The organism is Mucilaginibacter endophyticus (assembly GCF_003351025.1).
Lineage (GTDB): Bacteria > Bacteroidota > Bacteroidia > Sphingobacteriales > Sphingobacteriaceae > Mucilaginibacter > Mucilaginibacter endophyticus.
Genome location: NZ_QPCG01000006.1, coordinates 161,450 through 174,741, shown reverse-complemented (window position 1 = coordinate 174,741; position 13,292 = coordinate 161,450). Strand labels below are relative to the sequence as shown.

The following is a 13,292-nucleotide window of genomic DNA, read 5'->3' as shown; positions in this document are numbered from 1 at the left end:
ACTTTTCCAGTGCGCGAATATTTGTTATGTCTCCTTAAAATGATGCTGATTTTCAATTACTAAGGTTGTAGTTATTGGATAAAATACGGTTGTTTTAATAGTTAAACTAATATTGGCAAAGGCAAACTGTGCCAACAATGGCAAAGTATTTGTTAAGATGGGGTTAATACAATGAAAAATTAAGATTTAACCATTGTAGAATTGACTAAAAAAACACAACTATGAAAACAATGACTAAAATGATAGCTTCGGCATTTACAGCAGTAGCTATTTTTATCGGAACAAATGTAAAAGCTCAAACAACACCCGCTAATGCCCTCCGTTTTGGAGTTGGCCTTGAAGCAGGTATCCCTACAGGTAACGCGCATGACATTTCAAAATTTGAATTAGGCGGTACCGCCCGTTTACAATACGGCGTGAGCAATGATTTGGCCCTTACACTTACCTCTGGTTACTACAATTTCTTCGGTAAAACTTATACCTCGTCTTTTTCCGATAATACCTCAACAACTACCGTAACTGTTAAAGGCAGATCGTTGGGTATGATCCCGGTTAAAGCTGGTATTAAAGCCTTTGTTGGCGACGGCTTTTACTTTGCCGGTGAAGTTGGTGCCGGTTTTGAAGTACACGAACCTGTTGCCGGAGCCGAGAAAAATACCAAGCTGATCCTTGCTCCTGGTATCGGTTATGCTACCAAATCATGGGATATCGGCGTTCGTTATGAAAACTTCTCAGGCCAGAGCAATAACTATGGTTTAGTAGGCTTGCGTTTAGCTTATGGCTTTGGTTTGTAAGCTAAGCAATAAAAACTGTTACAAAAGCCCTCTGTTTATGTATAACAGGGGGCTTTTATTTTTTTATACATTTGCCACCCCGTTAACAAAAAGTTAACAGGAGTTTAAATTACAGCTATATGAAAAATACAATTACAAAAGTTATAACCGGTGTATCGGTTGTTCTTGCATTGTTTACCGCCAAAAATGTTAACGCCCAAACCACACCGGCCGATAAATGGCGTTTGGGAGTGGGCCTTGAGGTAGGCAGGCCAATTGGAAACGCTCACGATATCTCAAACTTTGAATTAGGTGGTACAGCAAGGTTGCAATATGGTTTAAGTAATAAAACAGCTTTAACACTTACTTCTGGCTATTACAATATGTTTGGCAAAAACATTGCAGTTCTTGACGCAAATGCAGCAGGAACTACCGTAAAGGTAAAATCCAAAGACCTTGGCATTATCCCTGTAAAGCTTGGTATAAAATCTTTTCTGGCCCACAGGCTTTACTTTGGCGCTGAGGCTGGTGCAGGTTTTGAAGCTACTTCGCTTTATCCTGACGGTAGCAAAGACACTAAGCTGATCCTATCGCCAACTATTGGTTATGCTACCAAGATCATTGATTTAGGCTTGCGTTATGAAGGCTTTTTCGGTCAGGGTAATAGCTACGGTTTAATTGGTTTGCGCATAGCTTACGGTTTTGGGTTGTAAATAGAACTGAACCCTGATTTTTAGGATTTGGGGATTACCTTGATTTTAGATAAAAGCGAATAGTTTCGGGTAATGCCAGTTTAATTTAACAAAGAACCCCATGCCAACGGCACGGGGTTCTTTGTTTTTAACACTTTTTATATTTCATTAGTTAAGGTTTGTTAAACAGGCAGAGTTCATGAACTAATAATTAAGGAGTGCCGTTCATAAGGAATTAATCACACACTTAACTTAACCTTTATGAACACACAGATCAAAATCGTTTCTGCAATTGTTAGCTTCTTATTGTTAATGACCGGGCAACTGGTAAAAGCCCAAAAAACATCGGCGGGCGAAACACGCTTTGGTGTGGCCTTTGAAACCGGCTTGCCAACCGGCCCAAGTGCAAAAGAGTACAAGCTTTCCTTAGGTGGTACCGGAACCATCCAGTATGGAGTGAATGATCATCTGGCTTTGACATTTACATCCGGCTATTACAATTTTTTGTCGAAGACATTAGGTACGCCTTTCGCCCCTTACAAACGGGCTAATCTGCAAATAGTACCTATAAAAGTAGGCGCAAAAGTATTTTTTTACGATGGGTTTTATGCCGCGGGCGAAACTGGGATGGCTATTGAAGCCGTATCCGGCGGAGGTAGGAAATTTATTTTAGCCCCTGCATTAGGCTACGCCACAAAACAGCTTGATGTAAGCGTGCGCTATGAAAACCTGTTAGGCGGGTTGGAAAATTATGGTTTAGTAGGGCTGCACACAGCGTACGGTTTTAAACTTTAGTTACAGATGCAAAAAAATCCCCTTGCCAGCGGCAAGGGGATTTTTTTGAAGTATGATTGTCTGAACTCGAATTAGATGAATTAAATGAATTTATCGAGTTTGCTGAGCATTTCTGTTTATTCTTTAATTCTATAAATTCCGGTTCAGACAAAATTAATCCGGTGCATATTAAGAAAGTTTACCCAGGGCTTCTTTCAATCTTCTCATAGCTTCAATCAGCTTATCTTCGGCCGCTGCGTATGATAAGCGGATAGAAGACGGATCGCCGAATGAATCACCGCCTACAGTGGCTACGTGGCCTTCTTCAAGCAGGTACAGGCTCAGGTCATCTGAATCATTAATTACGCGGCCGTTATAGCTTTTGCCAAAGAATGAAGTTACGTTAGGGAAAAAGTAGAACGCACCATCTGGCAGGTTCACGTTAACACCATCGATCTCGCTTAATAATTTGTAAACTATATCACGGCGTTTTTTGAATTCGGCACGCATCTCAAGCACGCTTTCCAAACCACCTTCATAAGCGGCAACGCCTGCACGTTGAGTGATTGAACAAGTACCTGAAGTTACCTGGCCCTGCATTTTATCAAAAGCAGCAGCAAGCTCTTTAGTGCTGGCAGTGTAGCCAATCCTCCAGCCGGTCATGGCAAACGCTTTTGACCAGCCGTTGATGATCACAACACGATCTTTTATGTAATCAAACTGGGCTATAGATTCGTGCTTGTCAACAAAGTTGATGTGTTCGTAAATTTCGTCGCTCAGGATGTAAACCTGTGGATATTTTTCAAATACTTTAGCCAAACCTTCAAGTTCATCTTTGCTGTAAACACTGCCGGTAGGGTTACACGGCGATGAAAACATGAACAGCTTGGTATTTGGAGTAATAGCAGCTTCTAATTGCTCAGGAGTAATTTTAAAGTTGGTATCAACGGTAGTGTTGATGAAAACGCTTTTACCTTCGGCCAATTTAACCACTTCACTGTATGACACCCAATAAGGGGTAGGGATGATCACTTCTTCGCCGGGATTTACCAAACATAATACCGCGTTAGCGATTGCCTGCTTAGCACCTGTTGATACAACGATATCGCCGAAATCGTAATCAAGATTGTTCTCGTTCTTCAGCTTGGCAACTACGGCTTTACGAAGTTCAGGGTAGCCTGCTACGGGTGTGTAGTAGGTGAAGTTCTTGTCCATAGCCTGCTTGGCAGCTTCCTTGATGTGTTCAGGAGTATGAAAATCAGGTTCGCCAAAGCTAAGGCTGATCACGTCGACACCTTTAGCGGCAAGTTCACGGCCCAGTTTGGCCATTTTAATTGTTGCAGATTCGGACAGGTTTTGTATCCGGGTACTTAATGCGCTCATATAAATTATGTTATCGCGGCAAATATAGAAAATAACTTTACTGCTACTTACGCTTGTTATTTTTAAATTTGCGGCCTAATACCACCTTGCTTTGAATCAACAAAAAAGGATCATATTAATTTCGCTGATAACGGGGATTGTGCTGATGCTGGCGAAATTTGGCGCCTACTTTTTAACAGCCTCCAACTTTGTACTAACCGACGCCGCCGAAAGCATTGTAAATGTTATTGCAAGCTCTTTCGCTTTTTACAGTATTTACCTCTCGGCCCTGCCGCGAGATGAAAACCACCCTTACGGGCACGGTAAAGTGGAGTTTTTCTCCGTTTTTATTGAGGGCGCACTTATCGGTATTGCCGGATGTGTCATTATCGTAAAATCGGTTTACAGCTTTTTCTTCCCTAATATCATCCATGACCTGTTTACCGGTGCTATTATTATAGGTATTACCGGTGCTGTTAATGGCGCGCTGGGTTATTATATGATCCGCAAAGGAAAAGAACTTCGCTCCATGACGCTGGATGCTGATGGCCGCCATTTACTTGCCGACACGGTTACCAGTGGTGGTTTGGTGGTTGGTTTATTGCTTATTGAATTTACGGGCATATTATGGCTTGATAGCGCGTTGTCTATATTGGTAGGTTTATACATAGTATATAGCAGTTATAAACTGGTGCGTAAATCGGTGGGTGGATTAATGGACGAGGCCGATTTTCAGGTGGTGACAGATATCATTAATGTTTTAAGCGAAAAACGCCGCGAGGCCTGGATAGATGTACACAACCTTCGTGCGCAGAAATACGGTCACGAACTGCATATCGATTGTCACATGACCCTGCCCAGCTATTTTGACCTGAATACGGTACATACTGAGATATCGTTAGTGGACAAGATGATTAATAAGGATATGGGTATTAAAACAGAACTTTTTATTCATGCCGATCCTTGCCTGCCCGATTGCTGCCACTACTGTAGTATGCCCAATTGTCCTATCCGGTCGGAAGCACAAACGGAGACCATAGCCTGGACACTGGAAAAAGTTGTACGTAATAAAAAACACTTTGAATAATGGAATACTTTAATGTGAGGGTTTACGGCCTGTTATTAAATGACGAGGATGAACTGCTGATAAGCGATGAGCAGGAGTATGGCATTCGTTTTTCAAAATTTCCGGGTGGAGGCCTTGAACTTGGCGAAGGTTTGATTGACGGGCTTAAACGCGAGTTTATAGAAGAATGTAACCTGGAAATTGAAGTGGTGAGCCATTTTTATACTACTGATTTCGCAGTAAAATCGGCATTTAATAATTCGCAGATCATCAGCGTATATTATATGGTGAGAAGCCTTACCCCAGTTAATTTAAATATAAAAACCGTGGCGTTTGATTTTGACGGGGAAGGAGAGGTGTTGCAGGCTTTCAGGTGGGTGCCGCTTACCGCGTTAAGCACAGCCGATTTCGAATTTCCGACAGATAAACGTGTGGTTGAACTTTTACAAAACGAACTATGAACCTTGCCGAAAGGGATTTACAGGTAATATGGCACCCTTACACCCAAATGAAAACCGCCCAGCCGCCAATAGGGATTGTGCGGGGAGAAGGTGCGCTGCTATTTGATGAAGAAGGAAAACAATATATCGATGCGGTATCGTCATGGTGGGTAAATATCCACGGGCATGCTCATCCCTACATCGCAAAAAAAGTGTCAGAACAGCTTCATAAGCTGGAGCATGTAATATTCGCTGGCTTTACCCACGAAGGGGCTGTTGAACTGGCCGAGCGGTTACTGACTATTTTGCCGGCCAATCAAAAAAAAGCGTTTTACTCAGATAATGGTTCAACCGCAGTTGAGGTAGCCATAAAAATGTGCCTGCAATACTGGCTCAACAAAAGCGATCAGCGTACTAAAATTATCGCTTTTAATAACGCTTATCACGGCGATACCTTTGGCGCTATGGCCGTAAGTGGCCGCAGCGCGTTTACTAAAGCTTTTGATAGTTTATTGTTTGAAGTTGAATTCATCGACATTCCTAGCGAGGAGAATATCGAAAGTCTCAAATCTCAAATCTCGGATCTCAAATCTCAAACCGCTTGTTTCATTTTTGAGCCGTTAATACAGGGTTCGGCAGGGATGATCATGTATGAGGCTGAATACTTAAATGAGTTGATGGCGCATTGCCGCCAGGAAGAAGTGATGCTGATTGCTGATGAAGTATTTACCGGCTTCGGGCGTACAGGTAAACCTTTTGCCACAAACCATGTGGAGGTAGAACCAGATATCATGTGTTTTTCTAAAGGACTTACAGGCGGTACTATGGCCCTTGGTTTAACAACTTGTACACAGCAAATTTACGATGCATTTTTATCTGACGATAAATTGAAAACCCTTTTTCACGGGCATTCATTTACAGCTAATCCGATAGCTTGTGCTTCGGCACTGGCCAGCCTTGACCTGTTTCAACAGCCCGAAACGGCAGAGAACATAGCCCGGATCAAAGCCGCCCATACGGCCTTTGCCGATAAGATCCGCAATCACCCTAAAGTAAAAACTATAAGGCAAACGGGTACCATCGTAGCTATGGAGTGGGAAACCGGCGATAATACATCGTACTTCAGTTCGCTTAGGGATAAGCTGTACCATTACTTTTTGGCTGCGGGGATCATATTGCGCCCATTAGGGAACGTTATTTATATTTTACCGCCATATTGCATTACTAATGAGCAACTCAATTATGTTTACAACAAAATTGAGCAAGCTCTTGAAGAACTATAAATTATGCTGAACAAAATACTACCTACCATAATAGCCGATAATCAATTACACTCACGCTGGTTAAATACATTGTCATTAATGGAAAATACCGGCGCGCGCAAGATTTCGGCCAGCGAAGATCCGCTTACTGTTACTTACATTATATTAAAGCACGCTGCCGAAGAGCACCGCCATGCTTTCTACCTGAAAAAACAACTGGAAAAAACCGGTGTAACTTTACCAACCTATGCCGCGGAATATTTGTTGGCTCCGGGTTCAAGCAAGTATTATCTGAACCAGCTGGATGTTGATGTTTGTCGCTATTTAAAGAATGAACTTAACCTGAAAGGTGCCGAACTCCGTTTTGCGGCTTACCTGTTGGTTACTTACGCTATAGAAGTTCGTGCCGATGAACTTTATCCTATTTACCAGGATGCCCTTGATGAAGCAGGCAGCAAAGTGAACGTAAAATCGATCATTCTGGAAGAAGAAGGTCACCTGGAAGAGATGATCAACCAGTTACAGCATTTTTCACCGCAATGGGAGCTACACGCTCAAAAAGCTGTTGAATTTGAAACTAAACTGTTTAATCAATGGGTTGAGCAGTTGGGTAAAGAACTGGCTTTGTAAGGAATAAAAAATATGTCATTGCGAGCGAAGCGTGGCAATCGCACGGAAGCAGAGCGGCTCTGTATAACATGCGATTGCCACGCTTCGCTCGCAATGAAATGACATGAGAATAAACCTCAATAACTCATATACTCTGTAAACACCTGCTGCAAATAAGCCTTACCATAGGCAAGCCCAGTTTCGGTATCCTTGTCATCTGCGTTACGATTGTTGTTATAGATCATGGTGCGGCCTGCGTTATCGTAAGAAACCGTTTGTCCCGGCTGCATAAAGCCGAAACCATTATCCCAATCAAAAAAAGCAAATGCTTTACTATTAGGATTCAACAAATCTTTCGACCATTTAAACTGGTTGTGTGGCATCCCCAATTGTGACAGCAGGGTAGCGGCAACATCGGTTTGTCCGCCCAATTTGCTGATCTTTTTGCCGCGATATTTGGGTTTTATCACATCGCCAAAAAACAATAGCGGAATATGGTATTTAGCCGGATCATAAGCTTCGGCGGTATTACGGGGCAGGCGATGACCGTGATCGGCCACTAAAATGAACAATGTATTTTTATACCAGTTTTGTTTTTTCGCATGCTCAAAGTAAGCGTTCAGGCATGAGTCGGTAAAGTAGGCCGTACTGCGGAATTTGTTGGCTGGGTCGCCATTAGCATCGTCGTCAAAATGATGTTTTACCGGTAAGGTAAAAGGCTCATGGTTTGATGAGGTTTGCACATAATCAAAAAAAGGTTGTTTCTGCCTGGCCGAATATTGAAGGTTGCGCGTAAGCAGGTCATCATCATAAACGCCCCATTGTGTTTTTACGTAGCTGTTATCAAAGCTGGCCTCGTCAATAATATGATTGATATTGTGTGAGGTCATGAACTTATTAAAATTCATGTAATTGCTTTTGCCGCCATAAAAATAAGCGGTTTCATAACCTGCATCTTTAAATGCTGTAGATATAGCAGGAAGCTTTTTATGTTTAACAGTATCGCTGATAATGGTGCGGATAGCTTGAGACGGGAAACCGCTCATGAGGGCTATAATACCTTTATCAGTACGATCGCCGGAGGCATAAATGTTGTTGAAGAACAGGCCGTTTTTGATGAACTTTTCAAAGTTGGGCGCTACGCCTTTGTCGCCGTCTAATGATTCAATGACATCAGCTGTATAGCTTTCCATTTGGATAATTACCACATTGGGCCTGCTGGTGGTAAGGATTTGTTCGGTGGTATTATCCTTTACATGATACAGCTCGTCAACGGTTTTTTCAGCCTCGTCCGGATGGTCGTAAAGGTAAGGGTTATAAAGCGGGCGCAGATTTTCAAATACGTTGTTAAAAAGGTTCCACTCGGTATTCAGGGCGCTTTGGTTCAGGATCTGTTTTTCGGAAAAATAGGCCGAGTTTTGGCTTACGGGCTTAGCCTGCAGGCCGCCACGCATCAGCACAAAGTTTACAAACACTAGGAGTGTAGTTAACGAAACCTTGAGACTTGGCCGGGCGTCGGGCTTTTTAAACCGGTAGTTGATAATCAAGTGCGATAGCACGATGCCTGTAGTAAGTAAGGCTATGCCAATGAAAATACATTTGCCAACCGGCGATGAGCCGCTTGAAGCAATGGCTTCGGAAGGCGCATGATAAAATGAAGTGAACACCCTGAAGCTAACCTTGGTACCCCATTCGCGGAAAATATTGAAGTTAAGTACCGTATTTAACGAAATACAAAACAGACAAAACCAAACGTAAACCTTTAGCCAGATAGGTTTTACCTGCACCTTTGGAATAAACCAATTGAAGATGAATACTAAGATGGGAATAATGCAGATATACGCGGTTGCAGAAGCATCAAGCCTTAAACCCCAGAAAAAAGTTTGCAGGATCTCGCCGATGCGGGCATCATTAAACTTATGCAGAAAATAGATCTCAAATGTAGCCCTCGTGATAGCGAAGAAGACAATCCAAAAGACAAAAAATCTGAAGAAGCTGAAAAGGTTCCTTAACATTGGTATAACAAAAATAATATTTTGCTACAATGTTAAGGAACCTTTAATGAATTGTTAATGAAATATTTTTTGATTACCTGCCGCCGCTCATCGCTTTCAGGTCATCCAAAGTGATCTTTTCAAAGTCAGCAGGGATGCCAAATGTACCGGCCGGGTTTTTTTGTTCGGTGATGCTTTTAACAGTAACCTCGGTGCTTTGACCTTGTGAAAATGAAGTATACTGAACCGGGAAACCGCCAACATTGCGGTAGTATTTAGCGATACCAGTGGTTGGTAAAGTAACATCATTAGTTACCCAAACATCATAGGTTTTGTTGGTTTTAGTATCTGTAGCTACTACCTTTTTGCAGTTAAAGCCCGAAATTACTTTGGTTTCGGTACCCGGAGCAAATGTTAGGGTTGGCAGGGTGGCCAAAGCCTGATCAACCTCATCAGGAGTTGCGATAGCCGCTTTTTTAATTGAAGCCACCGGCACGTCAACCAAAACAGCTAATGATTTGCCATCGGCATCCGTTAATATTTTAATAGTAGCCGGACCGGTAGTAAACTGCATAGCTGCAGAATCGGCACGGAAATAACTTTTCGCTTCAACCTGTTGTCCCTGCATTGCCGTAGAAATAGTTATCACACCCTCTTTGTAAGCTTTTTGGGCGTTAGCACTGATTGCTGTTGCGGTAAGGGCAAGGCCTAAGGCAACGTTGAAAATTTTAATGTTCATGTTTTGAGTTTGATTTAATACAAAATTGACTTTTATTAATTAAAAGACAAATTTTTAGGTATGTAGTTTAATATGTTTTTTAATTAGATGCCGTCACAAACGATTTGTTACGTTTTAAAATCACATAATTAGCGTGCAGGGAACGGGCCTGATCTACAATGAGCTGTACGGTTTTAGGGGTGTTTGTGGCATCAATAATTATAGTATGATATTCGTGATTTTTATTAATAATAGCAAGCGGAATTTTAGGGCTGCCGGTAATGTAAAGGTAGTCAGTTTTTTGTTTTATGGTCGATATAGTATCGATATCATCTTTGGTGATGATAGCTATAGATTGATTCCGGAACTGTATTAAGTTACCCTGCTTTCGTAAAAATGCCGACCGGATATCCTGACCTGGTTCGTACAATGCAACATCGCTTACTTTACAACTATCAAGGTTCGGCCTTATGGAGTAATTGTAGTTTCTATCGGTATCGGCAAGGTTGCTTATAACGATGGCATAGTTGCCGTTTTTGAACACGATGCCTGTGTTTTTACGAAGGTTTAAAAAGGCGATGCTGTTTGTATTGGAAGAGCGATATCTTTTTATGCCGATACTAAGGGTAAACAAAAGCATCAATACAAGGCCTATTCGTAACAGCCAGGGGCGTTTATCATACAAAAAGTAAAACACACAAATGATTATGGCATAGAGTAAAAGGTATTCGGTTGTAGTGAGCCATATTTTACTGATGCTTGCGAAAGGTAAACGCTCAAACCAAGCCAGTACATAATTCATGAGCAAAATGGTTTTTTCTAAAACCCAGGCCGTGCAAGCCGATATATAGGGAATTTGTGGCAGTAGCAGGTAAAAAATCCCGCTGTACATAATAACAGCCGTAGGGATAACAATAAATAAATTGCTGATCAGAAAATAAACCGGGAACTGGTGAAAGTAAAAGGCACTTAGCGGAAAGGTAATAACCTGCGCGGCTACGGATACCGAACACAAGGCCCAGAGTTTATCAATCCATTGATTGCTGAAAGTAAACCACGTGTAAACTACAGTTTGTAAAATAACAAGTCCGGCTACGGCCAGATATGACAACTGAAAGCCTACATCCGTTATCAGTAAAGGATTATACAACAGCAACATAAACGCGGATATAGCCAGGATATTTAAATTGTTGATATAGCGGTTATAAGTTTTCCCAATGATAACTGTACTGATCATTACTGCGGCCCGGCAAACCGCGGGTGAGAAGCCGGTAAGCATGGCGTAGTACCAGATAACGGGAATGATGATGACTGCCCTGATAAGCCGACCATGCCTCCACCTGTCCAGAAAGCGAAGCAGGAACGCCAGTAAAGCCCATATCATAGCTACGTGCGCACCTGAAACCGACAGCACATGTATGGTTCCGGTTTTGGAATAAGCCTGCAGTACATCTTCGCTTAAATCGGCTTTGTAACCTAATATCAGGGTTGAGGCTACAGCTATGGCGTTTGGATCATGTAATTGTTGTTTAAGTTTTTGAACCATTTGCCGCCGCAGGGACAATGCTTGCGATATGAAAGGATTGCCTGTGTTTGATTGTACCAAACGATATTGCCCTGGATATAAAAACTCCTGGTAATAAACATTCTGGTGCGAGAGGTATTTTTTGTAGTTAAATTCTGCCGGGTTAAAGGGCGGATCGATATGGGAGTATTTGCCGGGAATCAGCAACTCATCGCCATAAGTTAACTTTATTGCAGCGCTATCTTTTATGGCGATCAGCAATGTACCGGTTGTTGGTGCCCGTTGTTTTTGATTGATGTTTGCAATTACGTTTGCCGTAAAGCGAATTAATCCGTTTTTAAGCTGAGGCTCGGTATTAATACGCACAAGCAATCTTTGTGCAGGCTGTTTTGAAAAATGCCCGGTACTATTAAGCTCGTTGTTATTGACGGCAGCTATCCAGCCTGCAAGTAATAGCAGCAGATGAATGAGAATACCGCCCAGCCATCGTTTTTTATAAACTTTGAATCGGTTATAATAAAAATTGAGGAGCAGGAACAAGATTAGCAGACCGGCAAAAGCAATAGCCAGGGGCATCAAATACACGGCCGAATTGAAATTGATACCGAGGCTTATACCTAATAAAAACGGAAGCAATAAAATAACAACCGGGATCTCGCCCTTATGGTTAGCGATCATATTAAGTACGGCTTGTTATTGCAGGTAACGGCATGGTTATAGGTTAATCCAACAGGATTATAAAAATAAAGATAGTTTTTATGCCGTAGATTACAACTGGTCGCGTACTTCGAGCAGGAACTTTTTGAGGTTTTCGAGCGAGTCGATAACACGCTGGTTATCCTTTGTATCGCCCATGTTGTTTTTGAGGTGTTCCTTAGCGCCGTTTAATGTGTAGCCCTTATCGCGGATGAGGTGGAAGATGATCTTGAAGTTTTCAATGTCTTCGGGAGTGAAATACCGGTTGCCTTTTTTGTTTTTCTTGGGCTGCAGTACATCAAATTCCTTTTCATAAAAACGTATAAGCGACTGATTAACATCAAACATGGCCGATACCTCGCCCATGGTGTAGTACATCTTGCTTATTTCACGTTCTTTATACGGCATAATACAAATGTAAGTGTTTAGTATTAAAGTCCGCAAGTCTATAAAACGGAAAGTCTGCAAGTTTCAGATGTTATTTTTTCCGGGAACCAATAAAGTTGTCCCGGAAAAACTTCTGCTTATTTTTTTTCACCGTAGTTGAGTGTATACTCCCTTATTGCAACAGTATCACGATCGCCGAGTATGCTAAGTCCTCCTGTATTAAATTCATTGGATACCCACATTATATTACGCGCTATAACTTTACCTGTGTTTGAATCACGTTGCAAATAGCAAAAATCCATTTGGCTGATTTTGATAGCAGAATAGTCTCCCTGTAAAATTAAAGGCCATTGGTAAATAAAATTATTGCCAGAGCTTTTCAAACCAGGATATTTATATAATGGAGCAAATTTTACCGCAGCGTCAAGTGGCGGGATCACTGAATATACATTGGCCGAAAATATCGACTTATGGTCCTGACCTTCATCAATAAATGAGTATTTATCGCCTCCAATCTGAACCTCATTTTTAGAATTCACTACAATCGTACCTCCGCTTGTCCAACTTGGATGCAATATCAGGTTAAGGCCGGTTGATACAATTGCTTTGGCTTTAATTGCAGGATCGGTGACCTCTCCTTTATTGGTAAACACTCTTTCAGTGGATAAAAATGTTGTTCCCTGATATTCAAGCGTCTTTGGGAACTCATTGACAATAGCAGGCTTTTCTTTTTTGCAGGATACGCCGGTGATGCTTATAATAGTGAGTAATAAGAGGATAGGTTTGTAAGATAATTTCATAATAATTGTGATAGGTTGCAAATTTAGGTTAATAATTAATAGTAATAATTATAATATATAACACAGACACATTAAAAGATTAAAAGTTTAATTGTGTTCCTGAAAATAAGATCTTGGATTATAAAAGGAGAATGCACTATTTAGTACAAAGTATTGATAAGCAGTTTTAAATGAGCTGAAAATCCCGTAAAGAT

Annotated in this window: 13 protein-coding genes; 7 read left to right on the top strand and 6 right to left on the bottom strand. The window is 41.5% G+C overall.

Features of this window, described 5'->3' with window-relative positions:
- The first annotated feature begins 221 nt into the window (after positions 1–221).
- The 3 genes from DUL71_RS23665 to DUL71_RS23655 all read left to right on the top strand — a co-directional run bounded on the left by DUL71_RS23665 (position 222) and on the right by DUL71_RS23655 (position 2,260).
- On the top strand, positions 222–794 hold the full coding sequence (locus tag DUL71_RS23665; RefSeq protein ID WP_114940363.1) for a hypothetical protein: 573 nt from the start codon (positions 222–224) through the stop codon (positions 792–794).
- Between the two features lie 119 nt (positions 795–913).
- Positions 914–1,486: a hypothetical protein gene (locus tag DUL71_RS23660; RefSeq protein ID WP_114940362.1), complete on the top strand. Its 573-nt coding sequence runs from the start codon at positions 914–916 to the stop codon at positions 1,484–1,486.
- A 240-nt stretch (positions 1,487–1,726) separates the two neighbouring features.
- Positions 1,727–2,260 carry a hypothetical protein gene (locus tag DUL71_RS23655; RefSeq protein WP_154402465.1) on the top strand — a complete coding sequence of 178 codons (534 nt, stop codon included), beginning with the start codon at positions 1,727–1,729 and terminating at the stop codon, positions 2,258–2,260.
- Positions 2,261–2,428: 168 nt separating this feature from the next.
- Here DUL71_RS23655 and DUL71_RS23650 read toward each other — a convergent pair whose 3' ends face one another.
- Positions 2,429–3,622 carry a pyridoxal phosphate-dependent aminotransferase gene (locus tag DUL71_RS23650; RefSeq protein ID WP_208645638.1) on the bottom strand — a complete coding sequence of 398 codons (1,194 nt, stop codon included), beginning with the start codon at positions 3,620–3,622 and terminating at the stop codon, positions 2,429–2,431.
- Between the two features lie 91 nt (positions 3,623–3,713).
- Between DUL71_RS23650 and DUL71_RS23645 the strand changes: the two genes are divergently transcribed.
- Genes DUL71_RS23645 through DUL71_RS23630 form a run of 4 tightly spaced genes read left to right on the top strand, consistent with a single transcriptional unit; the run spans position 3,714 to position 6,999 of the window.
- Positions 3,714–4,688, top strand: a complete 975-nt coding sequence (locus DUL71_RS23645; protein WP_112574159.1) for a cation diffusion facilitator family transporter — start codon at positions 3,714–3,716, stop codon at positions 4,686–4,688.
- Entirely contained in the window at positions 4,688–5,128 is a 441-nt protein-coding gene (locus DUL71_RS23640) for an NUDIX domain-containing protein (RefSeq protein ID WP_112574158.1), read from the top strand. The genes DUL71_RS23645 and DUL71_RS23640 overlap by 1 nt, the downstream gene beginning before the upstream one ends.
- Entirely contained in the window at positions 5,125–6,390 is a 1,266-nt protein-coding gene (gene bioA / locus DUL71_RS23635; protein WP_114940360.1) for an adenosylmethionine--8-amino-7-oxononanoate transaminase, read from the top strand. The genes DUL71_RS23640 and bioA overlap by 4 nt, the downstream gene beginning before the upstream one ends.
- Before the next feature lie 3 nt (positions 6,391–6,393).
- On the top strand, positions 6,394–6,999 hold the full coding sequence (locus tag DUL71_RS23630) for a hypothetical protein (RefSeq protein ID WP_208644873.1): 606 nt from the start codon (positions 6,394–6,396) through the stop codon (positions 6,997–6,999).
- Positions 7,000–7,115: 116 nt separating this feature from the next.
- Here DUL71_RS23630 and DUL71_RS23625 read toward each other — a convergent pair whose 3' ends face one another.
- From DUL71_RS23625 to DUL71_RS23605, 5 genes are all read right to left on the bottom strand, one after another.
- Positions 7,116–8,993: an LTA synthase family protein gene (locus tag DUL71_RS23625; protein WP_114940359.1), complete on the bottom strand. Its 1,878-nt coding sequence runs from the start codon at positions 8,991–8,993 to the stop codon at positions 7,116–7,118.
- A 73-nt stretch (positions 8,994–9,066) separates the two neighbouring features.
- Positions 9,067–9,711: a DUF4412 domain-containing protein gene (locus DUL71_RS23620; RefSeq protein WP_112574155.1), complete on the bottom strand. Its 645-nt coding sequence runs from the start codon at positions 9,709–9,711 to the stop codon at positions 9,067–9,069.
- Positions 9,712–9,790: 79 nt separating this feature from the next.
- Positions 9,791–11,893, bottom strand: coding sequence for a ComEC/Rec2 family competence protein (locus DUL71_RS23615; RefSeq protein ID WP_114940358.1), 2,103 nt, complete (start codon positions 11,891–11,893; stop codon positions 9,791–9,793).
- Between the two features lie 90 nt (positions 11,894–11,983).
- Positions 11,984–12,319 (bottom strand): MerR family transcriptional regulator, encoded by a 336-nt coding sequence (locus tag DUL71_RS23610; RefSeq protein ID WP_114940357.1) that lies wholly within the window; start codon positions 12,317–12,319, stop codon positions 11,984–11,986.
- 116 nt (positions 12,320–12,435) lie between these two features.
- The gene (locus DUL71_RS23605; RefSeq protein WP_114940356.1) at positions 12,436–13,098 is read right to left on the bottom strand and encodes a hypothetical protein; all 663 of its coding nucleotides are present in this window, start codon (positions 13,096–13,098) and stop codon (positions 12,436–12,438) included.
- Between the last annotated feature and the right edge of the window lie 194 nt (positions 13,099–13,292).

Bases quoted from the DNA above. Each gene is read 5' to 3' on its own strand.
- DUL71_RS23655 (WP_154402465.1), top strand. From the start codon at position 1,727: ATGAACACACAGATCAAAATCGTTTCTGCAATTGTTAGCTTCTTATTG.
- DUL71_RS23665 (WP_114940363.1), top strand. From the start codon at position 222: ATGAAAACAATGACTAAAATGATAGCTTCGGCATTTACAGCAGTAGCT.
- bioA (WP_114940360.1), top strand. From the start codon at position 5,125: ATGAACCTTGCCGAAAGGGATTTACAGGTAATATGGCACCCTTACACC.
- DUL71_RS23605 (WP_114940356.1), bottom strand. From the start codon at position 13,098: ATGAAATTATCTTACAAACCTATCCTCTTATTACTCACTATTATAAGC.
- DUL71_RS23625 (WP_114940359.1), bottom strand. From the start codon at position 8,993: ATGTTAAGGAACCTTTTCAGCTTCTTCAGATTTTTTGTCTTTTGGATT.
- DUL71_RS23615 (WP_114940358.1), bottom strand. From the start codon at position 11,893: ATGATCGCTAACCATAAGGGCGAGATCCCGGTTGTTATTTTATTGCTT.
- DUL71_RS23620 (WP_112574155.1), bottom strand. From the start codon at position 9,711: ATGAACATTAAAATTTTCAACGTTGCCTTAGGCCTTGCCCTTACCGCA.
- DUL71_RS23640 (WP_112574158.1), top strand. From the start codon at position 4,688: ATGGAATACTTTAATGTGAGGGTTTACGGCCTGTTATTAAATGACGAG.
- DUL71_RS23650 (WP_208645638.1), bottom strand. From the start codon at position 3,622: ATGAGCGCATTAAGTACCCGGATACAAAACCTGTCCGAATCTGCAACA.
- DUL71_RS23610 (WP_114940357.1), bottom strand. From the start codon at position 12,319: ATGCCGTATAAAGAACGTGAAATAAGCAAGATGTACTACACCATGGGC.
- DUL71_RS23630 (WP_208644873.1), top strand. From the start codon at position 6,394: ATGCTGAACAAAATACTACCTACCATAATAGCCGATAATCAATTACAC.
- DUL71_RS23660 (WP_114940362.1), top strand. From the start codon at position 914: ATGAAAAATACAATTACAAAAGTTATAACCGGTGTATCGGTTGTTCTT.